20 protein-coding genes are annotated in these 16,286 nt (G+C 27.3%); 7 read left to right on the top strand and 13 right to left on the bottom strand.

All coding sequences use genetic code 11. The annotated features are described in order from the left end of the window. The first annotated feature begins 521 nt into the window (after positions 1-521). Entirely contained in the window at positions 522-1,169 is a 648-nt protein-coding gene (gene trhA, locus ACRC03_RS03180; protein ID WP_438651101.1) for a PAQR family membrane homeostasis protein TrhA, read from the top strand. 42 nt (positions 1,170-1,211) lie between these two features. Here trhA and ACRC03_RS03175 read toward each other — a convergent pair whose 3' ends face one another. Next, positions 1,212-3,581: a heavy metal translocating P-type ATPase gene (locus ACRC03_RS03175; protein ID WP_438651100.1), complete on the bottom strand. Its 2,370-nt coding sequence runs from the start codon at positions 3,579-3,581 to the stop codon at positions 1,212-1,214. A gap of 11 nt (positions 3,582-3,592) precedes the next feature. Continuing rightward, positions 3,593-3,961, bottom strand: a complete 369-nt coding sequence (locus tag ACRC03_RS03170; RefSeq protein ID WP_438651099.1) for an ArsR/SmtB family transcription factor — start codon at positions 3,959-3,961, stop codon at positions 3,593-3,595. 191 nt (positions 3,962-4,152) lie between these two features. On the opposite strand from ACRC03_RS03170, the gene ACRC03_RS03165 reads away from it, so the two are divergent. Then, a complete protein-coding gene (locus ACRC03_RS03165; protein ID WP_438651098.1) occupies positions 4,153-4,620 on the top strand; it encodes a hypothetical protein in 468 nt (155 codons plus the stop codon). 138 nt (positions 4,621-4,758) lie between these two features. Here the strand turns inward: ACRC03_RS03165 and ACRC03_RS03160 are convergent, their stop codons facing one another. Continuing rightward, positions 4,759-5,841, bottom strand: a complete 1,083-nt coding sequence (locus tag ACRC03_RS03160) for a hypothetical protein (RefSeq protein ID WP_438651097.1) — start codon at positions 5,839-5,841, stop codon at positions 4,759-4,761. A gap of 196 nt (positions 5,842-6,037) precedes the next feature. Between ACRC03_RS03160 and ACRC03_RS03155 the strand changes: the two genes are divergently transcribed. Together ACRC03_RS03155 and ACRC03_RS03150 are read left to right on the top strand one after the other, a co-directional pair. Continuing rightward, on the top strand, positions 6,038-6,766 hold the full coding sequence (locus ACRC03_RS03155; protein ID WP_438651096.1) for an HAD family hydrolase: 729 nt from the start codon (positions 6,038-6,040) through the stop codon (positions 6,764-6,766). A 65-nt stretch (positions 6,767-6,831) separates the two neighbouring features. Beyond that, a complete protein-coding gene (locus ACRC03_RS03150; protein ID WP_438651095.1) occupies positions 6,832-7,581 on the top strand; it encodes a hypothetical protein in 750 nt (249 codons plus the stop codon). Between the two features lie 40 nt (positions 7,582-7,621). On the opposite strand, the gene ACRC03_RS03145 is transcribed toward ACRC03_RS03150, so the two are convergent. From ACRC03_RS03145 to splB, 6 genes are all read right to left on the bottom strand, one after another. Then, on the bottom strand, positions 7,622-8,113 hold the full coding sequence (locus ACRC03_RS03145; RefSeq protein ID WP_438651094.1) for a hypothetical protein: 492 nt from the start codon (positions 8,111-8,113) through the stop codon (positions 7,622-7,624). 9 nt (positions 8,114-8,122) lie between these two features. After that, positions 8,123-8,560 (bottom strand): hypothetical protein, encoded by a 438-nt coding sequence (locus tag ACRC03_RS03140; RefSeq protein ID WP_438651093.1) that lies wholly within the window; start codon positions 8,558-8,560, stop codon positions 8,123-8,125. Next, positions 8,550-9,389 (bottom strand): DUF5685 family protein, encoded by an 840-nt coding sequence (locus ACRC03_RS03135; protein WP_438651092.1) that lies wholly within the window; start codon positions 9,387-9,389, stop codon positions 8,550-8,552. Before ACRC03_RS03135 ends, ACRC03_RS03140 begins: the two co-directional genes overlap by 11 nt. Before the next feature lie 31 nt (positions 9,390-9,420). Beyond that, positions 9,421-9,645 carry a metallophosphoesterase family protein gene (locus ACRC03_RS03130; protein ID WP_438651102.1) on the bottom strand — a complete coding sequence of 75 codons (225 nt, stop codon included), beginning with the start codon at positions 9,643-9,645 and terminating at the stop codon, positions 9,421-9,423. A 190-nt stretch (positions 9,646-9,835) separates the two neighbouring features. Further along, on the bottom strand, positions 9,836-10,099 hold the full coding sequence (locus tag ACRC03_RS03125) for a hypothetical protein (RefSeq protein ID WP_438651091.1): 264 nt from the start codon (positions 10,097-10,099) through the stop codon (positions 9,836-9,838). Positions 10,100-10,222: 123 nt separating this feature from the next. Beyond that, positions 10,223-11,245 (bottom strand): spore photoproduct lyase, encoded by a 1,023-nt coding sequence (gene splB / locus ACRC03_RS03120; RefSeq protein WP_438651090.1) that lies wholly within the window; start codon positions 11,243-11,245, stop codon positions 10,223-10,225. Between the two features lie 199 nt (positions 11,246-11,444). On the opposite strand from splB, the gene ACRC03_RS03115 reads away from it, so the two are divergent. Continuing rightward, complete coding sequence (locus tag ACRC03_RS03115; protein ID WP_438651089.1) at positions 11,445-11,717, top strand: hypothetical protein; 273 nt, start codon at positions 11,445-11,447, stop codon at positions 11,715-11,717. 95 nt (positions 11,718-11,812) lie between these two features. On the opposite strand, the gene ACRC03_RS03110 is transcribed toward ACRC03_RS03115, so the two are convergent. From ACRC03_RS03110 to ACRC03_RS03095, 4 genes are all read right to left on the bottom strand, one after another. Further along, positions 11,813-12,538 carry a TraX family protein gene (locus ACRC03_RS03110; protein WP_438651088.1) on the bottom strand — a complete coding sequence of 242 codons (726 nt, stop codon included), beginning with the start codon at positions 12,536-12,538 and terminating at the stop codon, positions 11,813-11,815. A gap of 162 nt (positions 12,539-12,700) precedes the next feature. Next, positions 12,701-14,584 (bottom strand): molecular chaperone HtpG, encoded by a 1,884-nt coding sequence (gene htpG, locus ACRC03_RS03105; RefSeq protein WP_438651087.1) that lies wholly within the window; start codon positions 14,582-14,584, stop codon positions 12,701-12,703. Positions 14,585-14,780: 196 nt separating this feature from the next. Continuing rightward, positions 14,781-15,071: a hypothetical protein gene (locus ACRC03_RS03100; RefSeq protein WP_438651086.1), complete on the bottom strand. Its 291-nt coding sequence runs from the start codon at positions 15,069-15,071 to the stop codon at positions 14,781-14,783. Positions 15,072-15,078: 7 nt separating this feature from the next. Then, positions 15,079-15,279, bottom strand: a complete 201-nt coding sequence (locus tag ACRC03_RS03095) for a cold-shock protein (protein WP_438651085.1) — start codon at positions 15,277-15,279, stop codon at positions 15,079-15,081. 329 nt (positions 15,280-15,608) lie between these two features. Here ACRC03_RS03095 and ACRC03_RS03090 point away from each other — a divergent pair, with 329 nt between their 5' ends. Next, positions 15,609-15,815 carry a DUF362 domain-containing protein gene (locus ACRC03_RS03090; RefSeq protein WP_438651084.1) on the top strand — a complete coding sequence of 69 codons (207 nt, stop codon included), beginning with the start codon at positions 15,609-15,611 and terminating at the stop codon, positions 15,813-15,815. 3 nt (positions 15,816-15,818) lie between these two features. Further along, positions 15,819-16,286 (top strand): 4Fe-4S binding protein (locus tag ACRC03_RS03085; RefSeq protein WP_438651083.1); only part of this gene is annotated, 468 nt, incomplete at its 3' end.

The raw sequence follows: 16,286 nt of genomic DNA, 5'->3' as shown, positions 1-16,286 counted from the left end.
TCAAATAAAAGTTGTCCATCGCTCAGCTAATCATTATCTGAATATCTGGCTTGGTTTGTTTGTGTTTTAATTCTGTTAAGAATTATGTTTGTTTCTATAAATTAACCTACTGTTTAATTTTCAAAGTTCATATCGTTGCTATTTTGCAACTTCTTTAGTTTAACAAAATCGTTTTATTTTGTCAACCTTTTTTATTTCTTTTTTTGTTTCTGTCCCTTTTCTTAAGGACAAGTATAACTATACCATTAACATTTTTTATCGTCAATACTTTTTTATGTTTTTTTATAATTTTATTAACATTTATATTATAATTATAGTTGAAAGTATTGGTTTACTACAATTTCTAAAAATATATTTTAGAATTGATTTTTAAATATATTTTCTAAACCCCTATATATACTTTTCTAATTTAGAGTATAATATTACTATAATATGAAACTAAATGATATTTTACTATTTATATATAGAAATAATTAAATAGATAACTATAAAAATTTTAATTTTAATATAGGGAGGTATTTATGGGTAATTTTCTTAGAGAACCAATAAATGGTTTTACACATTTGGTTGGAGCTGTGTTATCATTTATTGCATTATTAGCATTAGTAATAAAAACTGCAATAAATCAACCTAATGCTGTGGCATTAACAGCGGTTATAATTTTTGGATTAAGTATGATTCTTTTATATGCTGCTTCTGCTACATATCATCTAGTTGTTTCTACAGATAAAGTAATAAGCTTTTTAAGAAGACTAGACCATTCTATGATATTTGTATTAATCGCAGGTTCTTATACTCCATTTTGCTTAATTGCGCTACAAGGACCTACTGGCTGGACATTATTTACAATAATAACTCTTATAGCCATTGTTGGGGTTACTTTTAAACTAGTTTGGTTTAATTGTCCTAGATGGATTTCTACTATTATATATGTTGGCATGGGATGGATTGCTATATTCTTAATAATTCCATTATATAAAGCTTTATCTTTACAAGGATTATCATTGTTAGTTGTAGGAGGTTTCCTATATACAGTAGGCGCTTTGATTTATGCAACTAAACCATCATTTTTAAAGTTTAAGCATTTTGGATTCCATGAGATATTCCACATTTTTATAATGTTAGGAACTTTAGCACACTTTATATGTGTATTCCAATACGTGATTTAAGCAAACAAAGAACCGTAATAATTTTATTACGGTTCTTTGTATTTATCTCATGGCTCTCATAGCATTTAATACTGCAATTAAAGCAACTCCTACGTCTGCAAAAATTGCTTCCCACATAGTAGCAACTCCCCCAGCTCCTAGTATCATTACTATTACCTTAACTGTTAATGCAAATATTATATTTTGCCATACTATTTTATTAGTTTTACTAGATATTTCTATTGCTCTAGCTATTTTGCTTGGTTCATCAGTCATTAAAACTACATCTGCTGCTTCTATAGCTGCGTCAGACCCTAAAGCTCCCATAGCTATACCTACATCTGCACGGGCTAGAACAGGTGCATCATTAATCCCATCTCCTACAAATATAACTTTTTCTTTTTCAGATTTATTATTATATATTTCCTCTAATTTTTCTACCTTTTCATTAGGTAATAAGCTAGAATACACCTTATCTATACCTAAATCCTTTGCTATGCTATTTGCTACTTTTTCATTATCTCCAGTTAGCATTACAACTTCTTTTACGCCTAATGTTTTTAATTTTTCTATAGCACTCTTACTATCGTCTTTTACTTCATCTGATATTACTATATATCCTTTATACGCTCCATTTAAAGCTATATATACTACTGTTCCAACTTCTTTGGCTGGTGAATAAAATATATTTTCTTTTCTCATTAGCTTTTCATTACCAGCTAATATATAGTTTCCACTATAATTTACTTTAATTCCATAAGCCGCTACTTCTTCATAGCTACTTATTTTGTCTAAGTCTATATTTTTATCATAGTAGCTTAATATTGATTTTGCTATTGGATGGTTTGAGTTAACTTCTGCAAAAGCTGCGTATTCTAACAATTGTTCTTCTGATAATCCCACTGCATTAACTTTAGTTACATTAAATACACCCTTTGTAAGTGTTCCTGTTTTATCAAATACTACTGTATCTACATTTCTTAAAGCTTCTAAGTAGTTACTTCCTTTTATTAAGATTCCATTTTTAGAAGCAAATCCTATTCCACTAAAGAAACTAAGAGGTATAGATAAAACTAAAGCACAAGGACAAGATACAACTAAGAAGATTAAACCTCTATATAACCAATCACTAAATACTGCTCCAGGTATTACAAGTGGCGGTATAAATGCAATTAACATAGCAGATACAACTACTATCGGTGTGTAATATCTTGAGAACTTAGTTATGAAGTTTTCTGTTTTAGACTTTTTACTACTCGCATTTTCAACAAGATCTAGTATTTTAGATACTGTTGATTCTCCAAATTCTTTTGTTACTTTTATAGTTAGTAGCGCATTTTTATTTATGAATCCAGATAAAATATCTTCTCCTACTGAAATCTCTCTTAATACAGATTCTCCTGTAAGAGCAGATGTATCTACCATAGATATACCCTCTATTACAGTACCGTCTAGAGGCACTTTTTCTCCTGGCTTTACAACTATTATATCTCCTACGCTTATTTCTTCAGGTGAAACTACTTTTATTTCAGGTCCAATTTTTAAATTTGCATAGTCTGGTCTTATTTCCATAAGAGCAGTTATAGATTTTCTAGATTTACCAACTGCCATTCCTTGTAAAAATTCACCTATTTGATAGAATAACATAACCCCAACTGCTTCTGGTAGTTCTCCAATAGCTAATGCACCTATGGTTGCAATTGCCATTAAGAAGTTTTCATCAAATACGCTTCCTTTTATTGCATTTCTAACAGCCTTTACAAGAACTTCTCCACCTACAATTATATAAGCTATTAGAAATATTATATTACTAAATTGACTTTCGAACCCTGTTGCAGTTTGATATATTCCAAATACATATACTATTGCACCTATTATTAGTTTAAATAAATCTTTTTTATCTATATCACTATGTTCTTTTTCTTTTGTAGCTTTAGCTTTTGTAGTTCTTTTACTATTTATTTGTATATCTAATCCTGGTTCTGTATCATTTATTATTTTTACTACATTATCTATAATTTGTTTTTCATTTATTGATTGTTTTATTTCTATATTAAGTTTCTTACTTATAAAGTTTAAGTTTGAAGATTCTATGTTTTCTAATTTTAATACTTTCTCATTTATTACTTCAGCACAATGCGCACAGTTTAATCCACCTAGTATTATCTCAACCTTAATGTTGTTTAAGTTAGAGACTACTTCTATGTCTAGTCCTGGTTCTGTTGAATTTATTATATCTATAACTTCATTTATAACTTCTTCTTGATTACAAGATTCTAATATATTAAGTGTAAGCTTCTTATTTATAAAATTTAAATTAGAAGATTCGACTTCATCTAGTTTCGATACTTTTTCATTTATTACTTCAGCACAGTGTGCACAATTAAGACCACCTAATATAATCTCTTTTTTAATTAAACTTAAAGCCTCCATGGCTTCCCCCCTTATCGTTTATAAGTTTCTTGAATATGATTTAGCCCACAATCGAAAATTTGACTTATATGACTATCATCTAATGAGTAATAAACCACCTTTCCTTCTTTTCTAAACTTAACTAATCTTGCTTGCTTTAAAACTCTAAGTTGATGAGATATTGCAGAGTGAGTCATTCCTAGTAAATTTGCAATATCACATACACACATTTCATTTGAAAATAATGCATATATTATTTTTATTCTTGTTGTATCTCCAAAAACTTTAAACAATTCAGCTAAGTCGTATAACATTTCTTCTTCTGGCATTACTTCTTTTACTTGACTTACTATTTCCTCATGTATTTCATTACAATCACATGTATTTAAATCTCGTTTCATTAATTAATCCTCTCTTTCAACAAACATATGAATAACTGTTCATATATTTAATTATATGCACTTTGTCCTATATTTGCAACCTAAAATATAGTTTTTTTAAATAAAATTTTAAAATGCACATATTAATATTTTTTCTAATATATATATTATAAAAGTGAATTATAGTAATTAATTTAGGAGGTATGATTAATATGAGTTTTGATATGTTCTCTGGAAAGCAAAGTGACGACATGGATCCTAATTATATATATCCTCATCCTTATATAGATCCTATGATGTATGCAAATCCTTATGGAATGAACCCTAATATGTCTATGGATCCTAATATGAATATGGGCGGTTATATTACTTACATGAACCCTTACGTAAACCATCCTTTTATGGGACAAAATTTTAATAGCGTAAATAACCTTGAGCAAGAAGATTTTGATGAAGATATGTTTAGTGAGCAACAAGTTCCTAATATGATGAATGGTATGCCTAATATGATGATGCCACCTGGTATGATGATGCCTGGTATGATGCCACCTCTTCCTCCAGGAATGATGCCTAACATGATGATGCCTTACATGATGATGCCCGGTATGATGATGCCTTACATGATGATGCCTGGTATGTCTCCTATAAATATGGAGGAGTTTGATGAGGAAGAAATGTAACTTTTTTATTTTTTTTATATTTTAGGTTATAAAAAAATAAAATCTGTCTACACTATTAATGTATTCCTCATAATATTCCCCCAATATTATAAATACAAAATAAAGTCATGAAACTACAGTTTCGTGACTTTATTTATTTTAATCTATAAAATCATAGAAATCATCTGACCCAGATTCAACGAAATCATAAAGTGCATTTTGCTCAAAGTAAAACGCATTTTCAAAATCTAAATAATCTTTATAGTTATCTTGAAGTCTATCATTTAAATCTTTGTTATTTTTACTATCATAAGTTCCTACAAAAAACTTATCATCTATCTGATAGTAAATTGCGTTAATATCATTGTTTATAACATATATGTTCTCTTTAACATGGTCATTATCTAAATTAAACTTAGTAAAAAAAACAGAATCTTCCATATCGCTTTTTTGTAATGCTGGATCTTCTTCAAAAAGTTTTTCTAGAAATTCTTCTTTATTACTTATATCATAGATAGCTACAAACTCTTTTTTAGCTATTTCATCAAAAACTTCAAAATCATACATCGGAGATTTATCTGTAACTAGTATTGAGTTTATTTTTAATTTTTCTTCGACTCTTTCTATACTAAATGCTATTTTGCAAGTGTAATATCCATCCTCATCTTCAAATAAAGGTTCACTTACATATTTTCCATTTCCCTTTTCTATTACATTATTCTTTAAAAGAGTTCCGTTTATATTGGTAATATGCATATTAGCTATTTCTTCACTATCTGAAAAATATCTTAAACTTTCTCTATCCCACGCTATAAACCTCATAGTCATATAGTTTATAAATTCAATTTCTTCTGTTACAGGTTTACATATTGGGGGATACATTTCGTAGATAGTTAATTTAGTTTCATATTTTTCTATAATATCTATATATTCCTCTACTTCTCCTGGAAGTGGTTTCTCATAAGAAAAGTTTTTATTTCCAAAGTGTTTGACTAAAAATAAAGCTTCTTCTTCACTAATATATAGTCTTTCTGAGCCTAAACCACCCATAAGCCTTTCTTCTTCTTCTATAATTTCTTTAGGGGTTGGATTTTCTAAGCCTACATAATCAGCTATTCCTAATCCTTCCGCATCCAATAGAAAGTATTGAAAAAAGCAGTCTTTATTTTCTTCCCAAGATATAATTAATCCAAGGGTACCCATAAGTCTAGAATTGGTAACTTTAGCAAAACTAAATTTCATATATTTTATCCTTCTTTCTTTTTAATTTATTAAACAAATAAAATTTGACTTATATATCTCTTTTTGAATATACTATAAACTAATTAATAATTCATTATTTTATAGCCCAAAAGAATTTTAAATTATTTAATATAATTTTACAACTTATATAGAATTTATAATATAATAAAATAAAGGCTTAAAAGAGGTGATGTTTATGGGAAATACAGCAGCTTTTTTCGATATTGATGGTACTCTTTATAGAGACTCCCTAATGGTAGAACACTTTAAAAAGATGATTAAGTATGATATTATCGACCAAAAACTATGGTTTGAACATGCTAGGGATACTTTCATGAACTGGGATAAGAGACAAGGAAACTATGATGATTACTTAGATGAAATCTGCGAATTGTACGTAAGATCTTTAATTGGATTAGATAAAACTTGTGTGGATTTTACTAGTGATCAAGTAATAAAACTAAAAGCTGAAAGGGTGTACAAATATACTCGTTCTAAAATAAAATGGCATTTAGACAATGGCCATATAGTAATATTTATTTCTGGAAGTCCTGATTTTTTAGTTGAAAAAATGGCTCAGAAATATGGTGTAACAGATTTCAAAGGAAGTAGCTATCTATTTGAAAATGGAGTTTTCAATGGAACCGTAATACCTATGTGGGATTCTAAAAGTAAAAATGTTGCTATAAATGATTTTGTAGAGCAATATGATATAGATTTATCTAAATCTTATGCTTATGGTGATACTAACGGAGACATAACTATGTTAAGAAGGGTCAGTCATCCAATTGCAATAAATCCTACAAAAGAGCTTATGGCTCATATATCAAATGACCCTATTATATCTAAAACAGCAGAGATAATAGTTGAAAGAAAAGATATAATTTATTCTTTAACATCTAATGTAAATATACTAGATATATAATTTTTTTAATATAAAGTCCATAGATTTATTTTATGGACTTTTGCTTATTTTGATAGGAGGTAATTATGATAAAATCTAATATTAAAGAAGACTTAGAATTATTAAGTAAAGACCTATATCTGGAATCTCCCGATTTATGGATAGAGTTTTTAGATAAAATTAACGATGGTGTATTTGATGAATTGGTACTTTTTTTAGCTACAAAATATAATCATATTTCTATAATAAAATACGCTATAGAAAATAATTTAATTGACTTAAATTCAAAATCAAAAAATAAAGATTTTGCAAATATTTATGAGCATTTATTTTATTCATCAAAACAAAGCAAGCATAAAGATGTTTATAATTTCCTTAATAGCTTAAAAAATTCATCTCAAAGTACTAATACTACTGAGAAAGATACTGAAGAAGCTATTACAGAAGATACTATACCTTATTTTGTATGTCCAAATTGTAAATCTAATATTTTTGAATCTGGATACATAATTTGTGAAAATAAAGTTTTTAAATTTTCATCTAAGCAAAATAAGCCTATAGAGGTTTCTAGCTCTGCACTTAATCCAGTTATATGTAATAGCTGTAATTGTGTTGTACCTGATGCTACTCCTGAAAAGTTAGAACTTCTATGTAGTATATCAAGATGTGCTAATTGCTCTGAAGATTTAAGAACTGTGGGTATCTTAGATAATACTAGCTTAGTGTACGATGCTAAAACCGATAAGTTTGTTTCAAAACATACTGATTATTCTTGTCAAAAATGCAACCATACATTGAAAAAAGAACAAGAAAAATATTTTAACCTAAGAGGTTAATCATAAATGGGACTATAAATTAATATAGTCCCATTTCTAATCAAATCTTATTTATTATTTGTTTTATTTTTGTGTTGTAATAATCTATAAAAGAAGTATACACATAATCATAAACTATAAAAGCAACTTGGAATAATCCTACAGTAATTGAGTTTACTGGTATATATACAAATGCTCTTAATATAAAATACACTATTACCACAGCTATGTTTGCAAACAAAATTTTTAGAACATATTCTAAATATATTGGTCTATCTTGCTCTATTATATACTTTATAAGCCCATATATCCCAAATGTAAATACATACAAAATCCATTGTATTTTACTTGTCATTACTATAAATCCTAATATTATGCATGCTATATAAAAAGCAACTCCACTTCTAGGACCATATTCCATTATTACAATAGCTATTGGGAGTGATGCCAAGCCCATTAAGAACAAAGTATTTATAGGTAATACATTTATAAGTAGTAATATAATTATATTTATAGCTAATAAAATTCCTCCATAAGCTACCTTTTTACTCATATTATTCACCTAGCAACAATCTATTAAATCTCCGCCACAACATTCACAGCAAGAATCTAAGCACCATAATTTCATACAATTTTCACAGCAATCATCACCTACGCAGCAACAATCATCACAACAACAGCAACAACATCCATCTATATCATGACGTCTTCTTCTATTGTAATGATGCGATCTATCTCTATAATTATCTCTATAAAAATTAAAAGCTTCTAAAGCTTTGCTATAGTTTGTATTTTTAGGTTCTAGAGAAATAGCTTTATTTATACTTTCTTCTCCTTCTTGATAGTATCCTATATTCATAGCTGAAACACCGTTTAAAAAGTACCACTCTGCACATTTTTCCTTTATATTCCTTAAAAGTTGGTATGCTTTTTCAAATTCATTATTTGTCATAAGTGTCCTAACACCCAAGAAGTTTTCATTATATGTGTTATTGTACATTAGTTTCACATCCCTTTTCTAATATATTTTGGTATCTAAGATATACCCCTGAGTAAATTATATTTTCAATTATCCCTACATTAACTTTTATATTTAATTTATCTATACTTTGTGCCAACATTCCTAATGACATACTTATTAATTTATCCACCTTAGCTTTTAAATCTGACTTGTTATCTATATATTCTATAAATGGATTATATCTTCCTTTTTCATAATCTTTATCCAAGTCTTCATAAGCATCTAGTAAGTATATATATTTACCTACGTTAAATCCTATTTTTCTTAATTCTGTTTCAAACTCATCCTCCTTATATGCAAATATTTCACCCATAAGTTTGCCAAATGTATTTGATACTAAATCTATGTTATTGTTTTTGTCTTGTTCTAATTTGTGTAATATATCTAATTGTTCTTTTATGAAATTAGCTTTTTGGGGATACTTATCATAGGCTGATTTTAATTTCCCTTTATATATATTATATGCTAATTTATCTTTTATGCCTTTATCATCTTTTAAATTATCTTCTAATTTGTAATAGGTTAGAAGTACATTCATACTTGCTGCATATTCAGTTATCTCATTTATTATTTTTTTCTTTTTCTTAAAAGGGTTAGTAATACATCCTTCTTCAATTACAGTAGACTTCGGTCTATAAACTGAGCTTAATACTACTACCAAAAATGTAATATCGTAATTTAAAGATAATCTAGATATTTCGCCATGATTATCCTTTAGACATTTACATAGCCCACAGTAATAACCTCTGTAGTGTTCATATTCCCTATAGGTTAAATCCATTTTATTTACTTTTACGTAACCAAACATATTTTATCCTTTCCTATATCTATTATATACATCAACTATTTATAGTTATAATTTCTACTCTATAATCTTTTATATTACAGATATTCTTTGTATTACTACATTCGTATTCTTGCTTGTCCTCTACTATTGTTAATTTAGCCATACTTATTGGCAATTTAAATCTTTTAGGTCCTACTGAACCTGGGTTTATATATATTATACCATTTTTTTCATGTATATCACTTTTATGTGAATGACCATATACTACAATGTCTATTTTTTCTTTATGTAAATCTCTATTCTTTATTTATAATTATATCCATATTTACTATATTTTGTTCATTAATTCCAAATAGAACCTTATAGATAAATAAAAAGCATAAGAATTATTAACACCTTAATAACTCTTATGCTTTTTAATATTTTATATTATTCTCACGACTCTAAAGACTTTTAAGTTTAGTTATTTATAGTATAAACTTAGTTATGTCTCCATCTTCATTTTCCATAGTTATAACATCTAATCCTTTGTACTCCTTAAACAACCATTTAATATCTTTCATACCTTGATTAACTTGTTTTGAATTTAGGTTATTTATAAAATATTCTTTTCTTACTTTTTCGTGGCTTTTATCACTAAAAAAATTTCTAATAAATGTAAAAGCTAACACATTAGGAATACTACTTTCTGCTCCTTTTTTATGACCTTGTTTTCTAGAATACATTTTCATCTATATTTCCTCCAATATTAAGGGTAAATCTTCATATTAAAGTATATATAAATAACAATAAGTCTATTACTATAGTTTTGTTAATTCATATTTTTTACTTACTGATTCCATTTCAAATATGCATTAAATTACATATTTTATAATTCCATTAGGAAAAACTTCTTTTATTTCTTGTTGGAAAAATTCCTTCATTTCTGCTAATTGTTCTTTAGTGTATACATATTTTCCGTATCCAAATTGGCCGTACTTAAATTTCCTTTCTTCATCCTCCATTGGCAAAGTAGTTTCCGGGAAAATTTCTATTATTCTATTTTTAGCCTTTGTGGTATATCTATGAGAAATCACTTCAAAAATAATTTCTTCGCTAGCTTCTGGTGGCAATTTATCTTTTATACTTTTTATTAAATCTTTATATTCTTGTTTCCAATTTTCATATAAAAATACAGGTGCGATTATAAACCCTATTTGATAACCTGCCGAGGCTACTTTTGCTGCTGCCTCTATTCTTTTGTCTGCTGAAGCTGTATGGTGTTCGTAAGTATCAATTACCCTAGGAGTATTTATACTAAATCGTATTTCTGTATGATTGTTATGGTCTATATCTAGTAAGCTATCTACATCATTGTATTTAGTAACAAACCTAAATCTTCCTAACTCTTCTTTTCCAATAAACTCTATTGTCTTTTTTAAGGCATGTGTATAAGGCTCTACTGGTATTGGGTCTGAAGTTGCGGCTCCTTCAAAAATTGTTATTTCTGGTTTTCTTTCTTCTATATATTGTTTTGCCCTATCTAATACATCCTCTATATTTACAAATACTTTAACAAAAGGCTTATCTCCTAGTTGAGTGTTCAGATAGCAATATTCACATCTTCCCATGCACCCGCTCACTAATGGTAATTGATAATGTGCAGAAGGTTTACAAGTTTGAAATTTTAGGCTTGTTCTTTTTCCTACAACTAAAGTTTCTTTACCAGAGCGGTATTGCTCGTACAAGTTTTCTCCTGGAATATTACCTTTTACTTTGTTTGATGTAAGTCTTATAAGTTCTACATTATCATCTTTCCTAAATTCATTATATATATGCTTACCTACGTTTGTATCTAAGGATCCTTTTTCAAAAAATATTCTTTTGGGCTTAAACATGCTCTCACTCCTTATGCATATTTTTAACACTATTTCTTATCAATATTTTTTCTATTTTTTAATTATGTATACTTAATAAGTTCTAATATAATTTTTGATTATTTTTTTAATTTTAGTAATATTTTGATGGTTGTCTTAATAAATATTTATTGTAGGTGACAAGCCTTATAAATTTTATATTTTACCAAGGGGGAAAATCATGATAAACGTACTTTCTAGGGATTTAAATGAAAAAACTAAGCAAGTTATAGCTAATGGCTATATACCAGGAGTAATTTATGGAAATCAATTAGAACAGAGTATTCCAGTTAAGCTTTATAAAACTGATTTTAAAAGACTTATTGAAACTAATGGACATAAAGGTATTCTAGAATTAAATTTAAATGGGGAAGTTAAAAATTGTCTAATTACAGATGTTCAAATTGACGGACTTAGAGATACATTCTTACATATAGATTTTAAATTAGTATAATTTACTGCATTTTATAAACTTTAAAATATAGTATTTTAAAAAATAATAGGAGCATCTCTCTACATTTGAGATAGCTCCTATTTTACTTTCGATTTCTATTTTAATGAAAATTCTATTATTGCTATTATCCATAAGTGCATTGGATAAAAAACATAGAATAAATATTTACTAAATTTATTGTTCATACCTCTTTCACCATTGTACATTAACATAAATGGTATTACTAATATGAATAAGAAATCAGAGTTATACATTAACATATTTATAGTTTCTATTATCGTAGGGTACGGTGCGTAACTCATCATAAATAATAATACTGATAATATTACATATCCTATCATTTTCTTATTATTATTTTCTCTAAATATATAAGTTATTAATATGAAAGGTATAACTGAAATTCCACCTTCTGTAAAAATACTAAGTGGCAATAGGAATATTGCTAATGCAATTAACATTATTTTATTAGAACCCACTTTCCTTTTACTGTATTCAATTATACTTATTATAGTAAGTCCTAATGCCAAAGTTAAAAATATATTATTGTGAACAGCAACTTCTTTAGATTTTAGAACAGTATTTATCGCCATATTGCCAATTTGCATTAAAAATGCCCACGACCATAATCTAATATTGTATTTTAGTCTACTTCTAGTGTGGAAAAATCCTTCTACCATTAAAAAAGCAAATACAGGTGATACCACCCTTGATAACGGGTGTAACCATATTGGAAACACTTGTGGAAACGCAAAGTATAGGTGATCTATTAGCATAAGTATTAGTGCAAAAACTTTTATTTGAAACGCATTTAATTTTTTCAATTTGTTGTCCTCCTTAAGCTGATTATGTATTAATTATATAATTTTTTTAAGAAGTTAACCATTTAAGTAGATTACATTTACCTTACACTTTCGTAAGCTATTATCAAGTTTATAACATAAAAATAAAGCCACTTTTTTTAATTAAAAAAGTGGCTTTTGAATCTATAATGATATTATCATGTTCATAAGTTTGTTATTTCTTTTTATGAAATCATCTAATTCTTTTGAATCTAATTCTTTATTTGCAAGTAATGCTATATCTACTATTTGATTACAGATTAATTCAACTTGCTCTTTTTTGCTTTCATCATCTTTTAAAGTTACAATCTTTTTGATTACTGGTGAATTGTTATTTATAACTAAAGTCTTTTCTTCTTCAAAACTCATTCCAAAGTCCATTCCTGCGAATTGTGACTTCATTTCAGCCATTCTTCTTGATTGTTCTGAAACTAAAATAATTGCTGTAGTTTCTTCACTTTTTAAGCTTTCTACAGAGTAAGTTTTTATTCTTTCTCCTACAGCTTCTTTGAATAAAGCTTCTATTTCTATTTTAGATTCACTATTTTCTTCATTGTTTTCTTTTAATACATCAGATAAATCTGCATCTATTCTATTAAAGTTAATTCCTTGTTTCTTATATTCCATCATAGATATGAAGTGATTATCTATTGTTGAGTCTAATATTACTGCATCTAACTCATAATCTTTAAATAATTTTATATACTGTGATTGTTGTTCTTCATTGCTTACATAGAATACTTTATTTTCATGCTTTTCTTTGCATTTTTCTAAGTATTCATCAATTGTTATATATTCTGAGTTAATAGTTTTGAATAATATAATATCTTTTATCTTATCGTAGAAACTTTCATCTTTTAAGCATCCAAACTTGATAAATACTTGTATATCATCCCAGAATTTTTCATAACTTTCTTTTTCATTTTTATATAATGATTTTAGCTTATCTGCAACTTTCTTAACTATATGTTTAGATATTTTACTTACATCTCTATCATTTTGTAAGAAACTTCTAGATACATTTAGAGGTAAGTCTGGGCAGTCTATTACACCTTTTAATAATAATAAGAATTCAGGTATTACTTCTTTTATATTATCTGCTACGAATACTTGGTTGTTGTATAACTTAACCTTACCTTCTATAAGCTCAAATTCATTTTTTAATTTAGGGAAGTAAAGTATTCCTTTTAAATTAAACGGATAATCCACGTTTAGATGTATCCAGAATAAAGGCTCATCAAATGTTTTAAATACTTTTCTATAAAACTCTTTGTACTCTTCATCTGTACAATCTTTTGGTGACTTTTGCCATAGTGGCGTAGTTTCATTTATAGGCGTTGGTACTTTTACTTCTTCATCTTCTTTAGGTTCCTCTGTTTGTATTTCTTCATTCTTAGTGTTTAAATAAATGTTAACAGGTAAGAATGAGCAATATTTTTCTATTATATTTCTTAATGTATATTCTTCTAAGAACTCTTTACTATCTTCTTGTAAGAATAATGTTATTGTAGTACCTCTTGTAGTTCTATTATCAGACTCTGTTATTTCGTATTCTGTTCCACCTTCACTTATCCATCTTACAGGTGTAGCATTCTCTTGGTATGATAAAGTATCTATTTGAACCTTTTCTGCTACCATAAATGAAGAATAGAATCCTAGTCCAAAGTGACCTATTATATCATTTTCTTCAGTCATTTTATCTTTATATTTATTAAAGAAATCTTCCGCACCTGAAAAAGCTACTTGGTTTATATACTTTTGTACTTCTTCTTCAGTCATCCCTATACCATTATCTTCAAAGATTAATGCTGAATTTTCTTTGTCAATGTACACGTTTATTTTGTAGTCTTGGTCTTTTTGTCCCTCTATTTCTCCTAATGAAATAAGTTTTTTGTGCTTATTAACTGCATCGCATCCATTACTTATAAGCTCTCTAACAAATATATCTTTGTCTGAGTATAGCCATTTTTTTATTATTGGAAAAATGTTCTCTGTATGTATTGATATACTTCCTTTTTGATTGTTCATTTTATCTCCTCCTCATTACTCTATTAAATAAATATTTGGGATAAAACTTTCCCCTTCATAATTAATATTGTATGCAGATTTGTTAGCACTGTCAAGTATCGAGTGCTAAAAGTTTTTATTTTCTATAATTAGAATAGCAGTACCCTTAATTTTTAAAGATACTGCTATTTTTATATTATTCAATTATTTATTTTGATTATTTTACTAAGTCTATTTTTATTTGTTGGTCATATAGTAATTTCATGTCACCTTTTGATAATATTGATATTTGCTTTATTTTTCTTATTTTTGAAATATCATTTTTATGTCCTTCAAGATTTAATATAGTTGTATATCTACCTGTACGTCTATCTAAAGATTCTTTTACATTTGAGCTTACGCTGATTTCTTTTCCATCTTCAGGTATGTATATAGTTGCAAAATAGATATTTTTTGAAAATAAATTTAAACATAAAAAAAGACACAAATTGTGTCTTTTTACGAACATATATATATTATAATATAGTTATATTCTCTGCTTGAGGACCTCTAGCACCTTTAACTATATTAAAGCTTACTTTTTGACCTTCTTCTAATGATTTAAATCCATCCGTTTGTATTGCTGTGAAATGTGCGAATACATCATCTCCACCTTCTACTGATATGAAACCAAATCCTTTTTCATTGTTAAACCATTTTACTATTCCGTTATTCATTTGAAATACTCCTATTAACCTATATCAAGATTTTTCTTGATTTACTTGTGTGTTGCTACAAATATTATTGTATCACATATTTTAAATAATAGATAGTTTTTCTTTATTATTGTCCATATTAATACAATTTCCTATAATATTATCTATATTCGTTTAAATAATTTACTTTTAATTAATATTAACGTTTAAAAAATGAATTGTTAACGCTATGCATTTAATAAAAAATTATGCTGTGTACTTTAAAACTATTCTTTTGTGATTAAGTTACAGAACAAAATTGATTATAAATATATAATGTAAAAAGTAATAAATTTATAGGGGGTAATTATATGGCTAAAGTAAAAAGAAAAGCTATAATTGACACAGACCTTTGTGTAGCTTGTGGATCATGTACTAAAGTGTGTCCTCTTCAAATTATAAATATAGAACAAGGTGTTTTTGCAAAAATAAACACTGATAAATGCATTGGATGTGGAAAATGTGAAAAAACTTGTCCAGCATCTGTCATAGAAATCAAAACTATGGAGGTTAAGTAATTTATGAAAAAAAATAAGAAAAAGCTTACAGACTATATGTGGATTATAAGTATTACTTATCTAGCTCTAGGATTATTTAATATATTATTTGCATGGTTAGGACTTTTATGTTTTTTAATTCCATTAATAATTTCAATAACTGGAGGAGGAAAAAAATACTGCAACATCTACTGTGGTAGAGGTCAAATGTTAGACCTAATGGGTAACAAACTTAAACTTTCTAGAAAGAAAAACATCCCTAAATTCCTAAAAAGTAAATGGTTCAGATATGGATTTTTAATATTCTTCTTAACTATGTTTATGTCTATGTTATCTACTACTTATTTAGTATTTAACAATACAAATGATTTAAAAGAAGTAATAACTTTATTATGGACATTTAAATTACCTTGGAATTGGGTTGATACAAGCATGGTATCTCCATGGATTGCTCAATTTGCATTTGGATTTTATAGTCTAATGCTAACATCT

It is taken from the genome of Romboutsia sp. (assembly GCF_051659545.1).
Taxonomy (GTDB): domain Bacteria; phylum Bacillota; class Clostridia; order Peptostreptococcales; family Peptostreptococcaceae; genus JBOFOR01.
This window is presented reverse-complemented; position numbering and strand designations above follow the sequence as displayed.

What these genes read in the sequence shown, in the direction of transcription:
- trhA (WP_438651101.1), top strand. Translation starts at nt 522, where the DNA reads ATGGGTAATTTTCTTAGAGAACCAATAAATGGTTTTACACATTTGGTT.
- ACRC03_RS03175 (WP_438651100.1), bottom strand. Translation starts at nt 3,581, where the DNA reads ATGGAGGCTTTAAGTTTAATTAAAAAAGAGATTATATTAGGTGGTCTT.
- ACRC03_RS03170 (WP_438651099.1), bottom strand. Translation starts at nt 3,961, where the DNA reads ATGAAACGAGATTTAAATACATGTGATTGTAATGAAATACATGAGGAA.
- ACRC03_RS03165 (WP_438651098.1), top strand. Translation starts at nt 4,153, where the DNA reads ATGAGTTTTGATATGTTCTCTGGAAAGCAAAGTGACGACATGGATCCT.
- ACRC03_RS03160 (WP_438651097.1), bottom strand. Translation starts at nt 5,841, where the DNA reads ATGAAATTTAGTTTTGCTAAAGTTACCAATTCTAGACTTATGGGTACC.
- ACRC03_RS03155 (WP_438651096.1), top strand. Translation starts at nt 6,038, where the DNA reads ATGGGAAATACAGCAGCTTTTTTCGATATTGATGGTACTCTTTATAGA.
- ACRC03_RS03150 (WP_438651095.1), top strand. Translation starts at nt 6,832, where the DNA reads ATGATAAAATCTAATATTAAAGAAGACTTAGAATTATTAAGTAAAGAC.
- ACRC03_RS03145 (WP_438651094.1), bottom strand. Translation starts at nt 8,113, where the DNA reads ATGAGTAAAAAGGTAGCTTATGGAGGAATTTTATTAGCTATAAATATA.
- ACRC03_RS03140 (WP_438651093.1), bottom strand. Translation starts at nt 8,560, where the DNA reads ATGTACAATAACACATATAATGAAAACTTCTTGGGTGTTAGGACACTT.
- ACRC03_RS03135 (WP_438651092.1), bottom strand. Translation starts at nt 9,389, where the DNA reads ATGTTTGGTTACGTAAAAGTAAATAAAATGGATTTAACCTATAGGGAA.
- ACRC03_RS03125 (WP_438651091.1), bottom strand. Translation starts at nt 10,099, where the DNA reads ATGAAAATGTATTCTAGAAAACAAGGTCATAAAAAAGGAGCAGAAAGT.
- splB (WP_438651090.1), bottom strand. Translation starts at nt 11,245, where the DNA reads ATGTTTAAGCCCAAAAGAATATTTTTTGAAAAAGGATCCTTAGATACA.
- ACRC03_RS03115 (WP_438651089.1), top strand. Translation starts at nt 11,445, where the DNA reads ATGATAAACGTACTTTCTAGGGATTTAAATGAAAAAACTAAGCAAGTT.
- htpG (WP_438651087.1), bottom strand. Translation starts at nt 14,584, where the DNA reads ATGAACAATCAAAAAGGAAGTATATCAATACATACAGAGAACATTTTT.
- ACRC03_RS03100 (WP_438651086.1), bottom strand. Translation starts at nt 15,071, where the DNA reads ATGTTCGTAAAAAGACACAATTTGTGTCTTTTTTTATGTTTAAATTTA.
- ACRC03_RS03095 (WP_438651085.1), bottom strand. Translation starts at nt 15,279, where the DNA reads ATGAATAACGGAATAGTAAAATGGTTTAACAATGAAAAAGGATTTGGT.
- ACRC03_RS03090 (WP_438651084.1), top strand. Translation starts at nt 15,609, where the DNA reads ATGGCTAAAGTAAAAAGAAAAGCTATAATTGACACAGACCTTTGTGTA.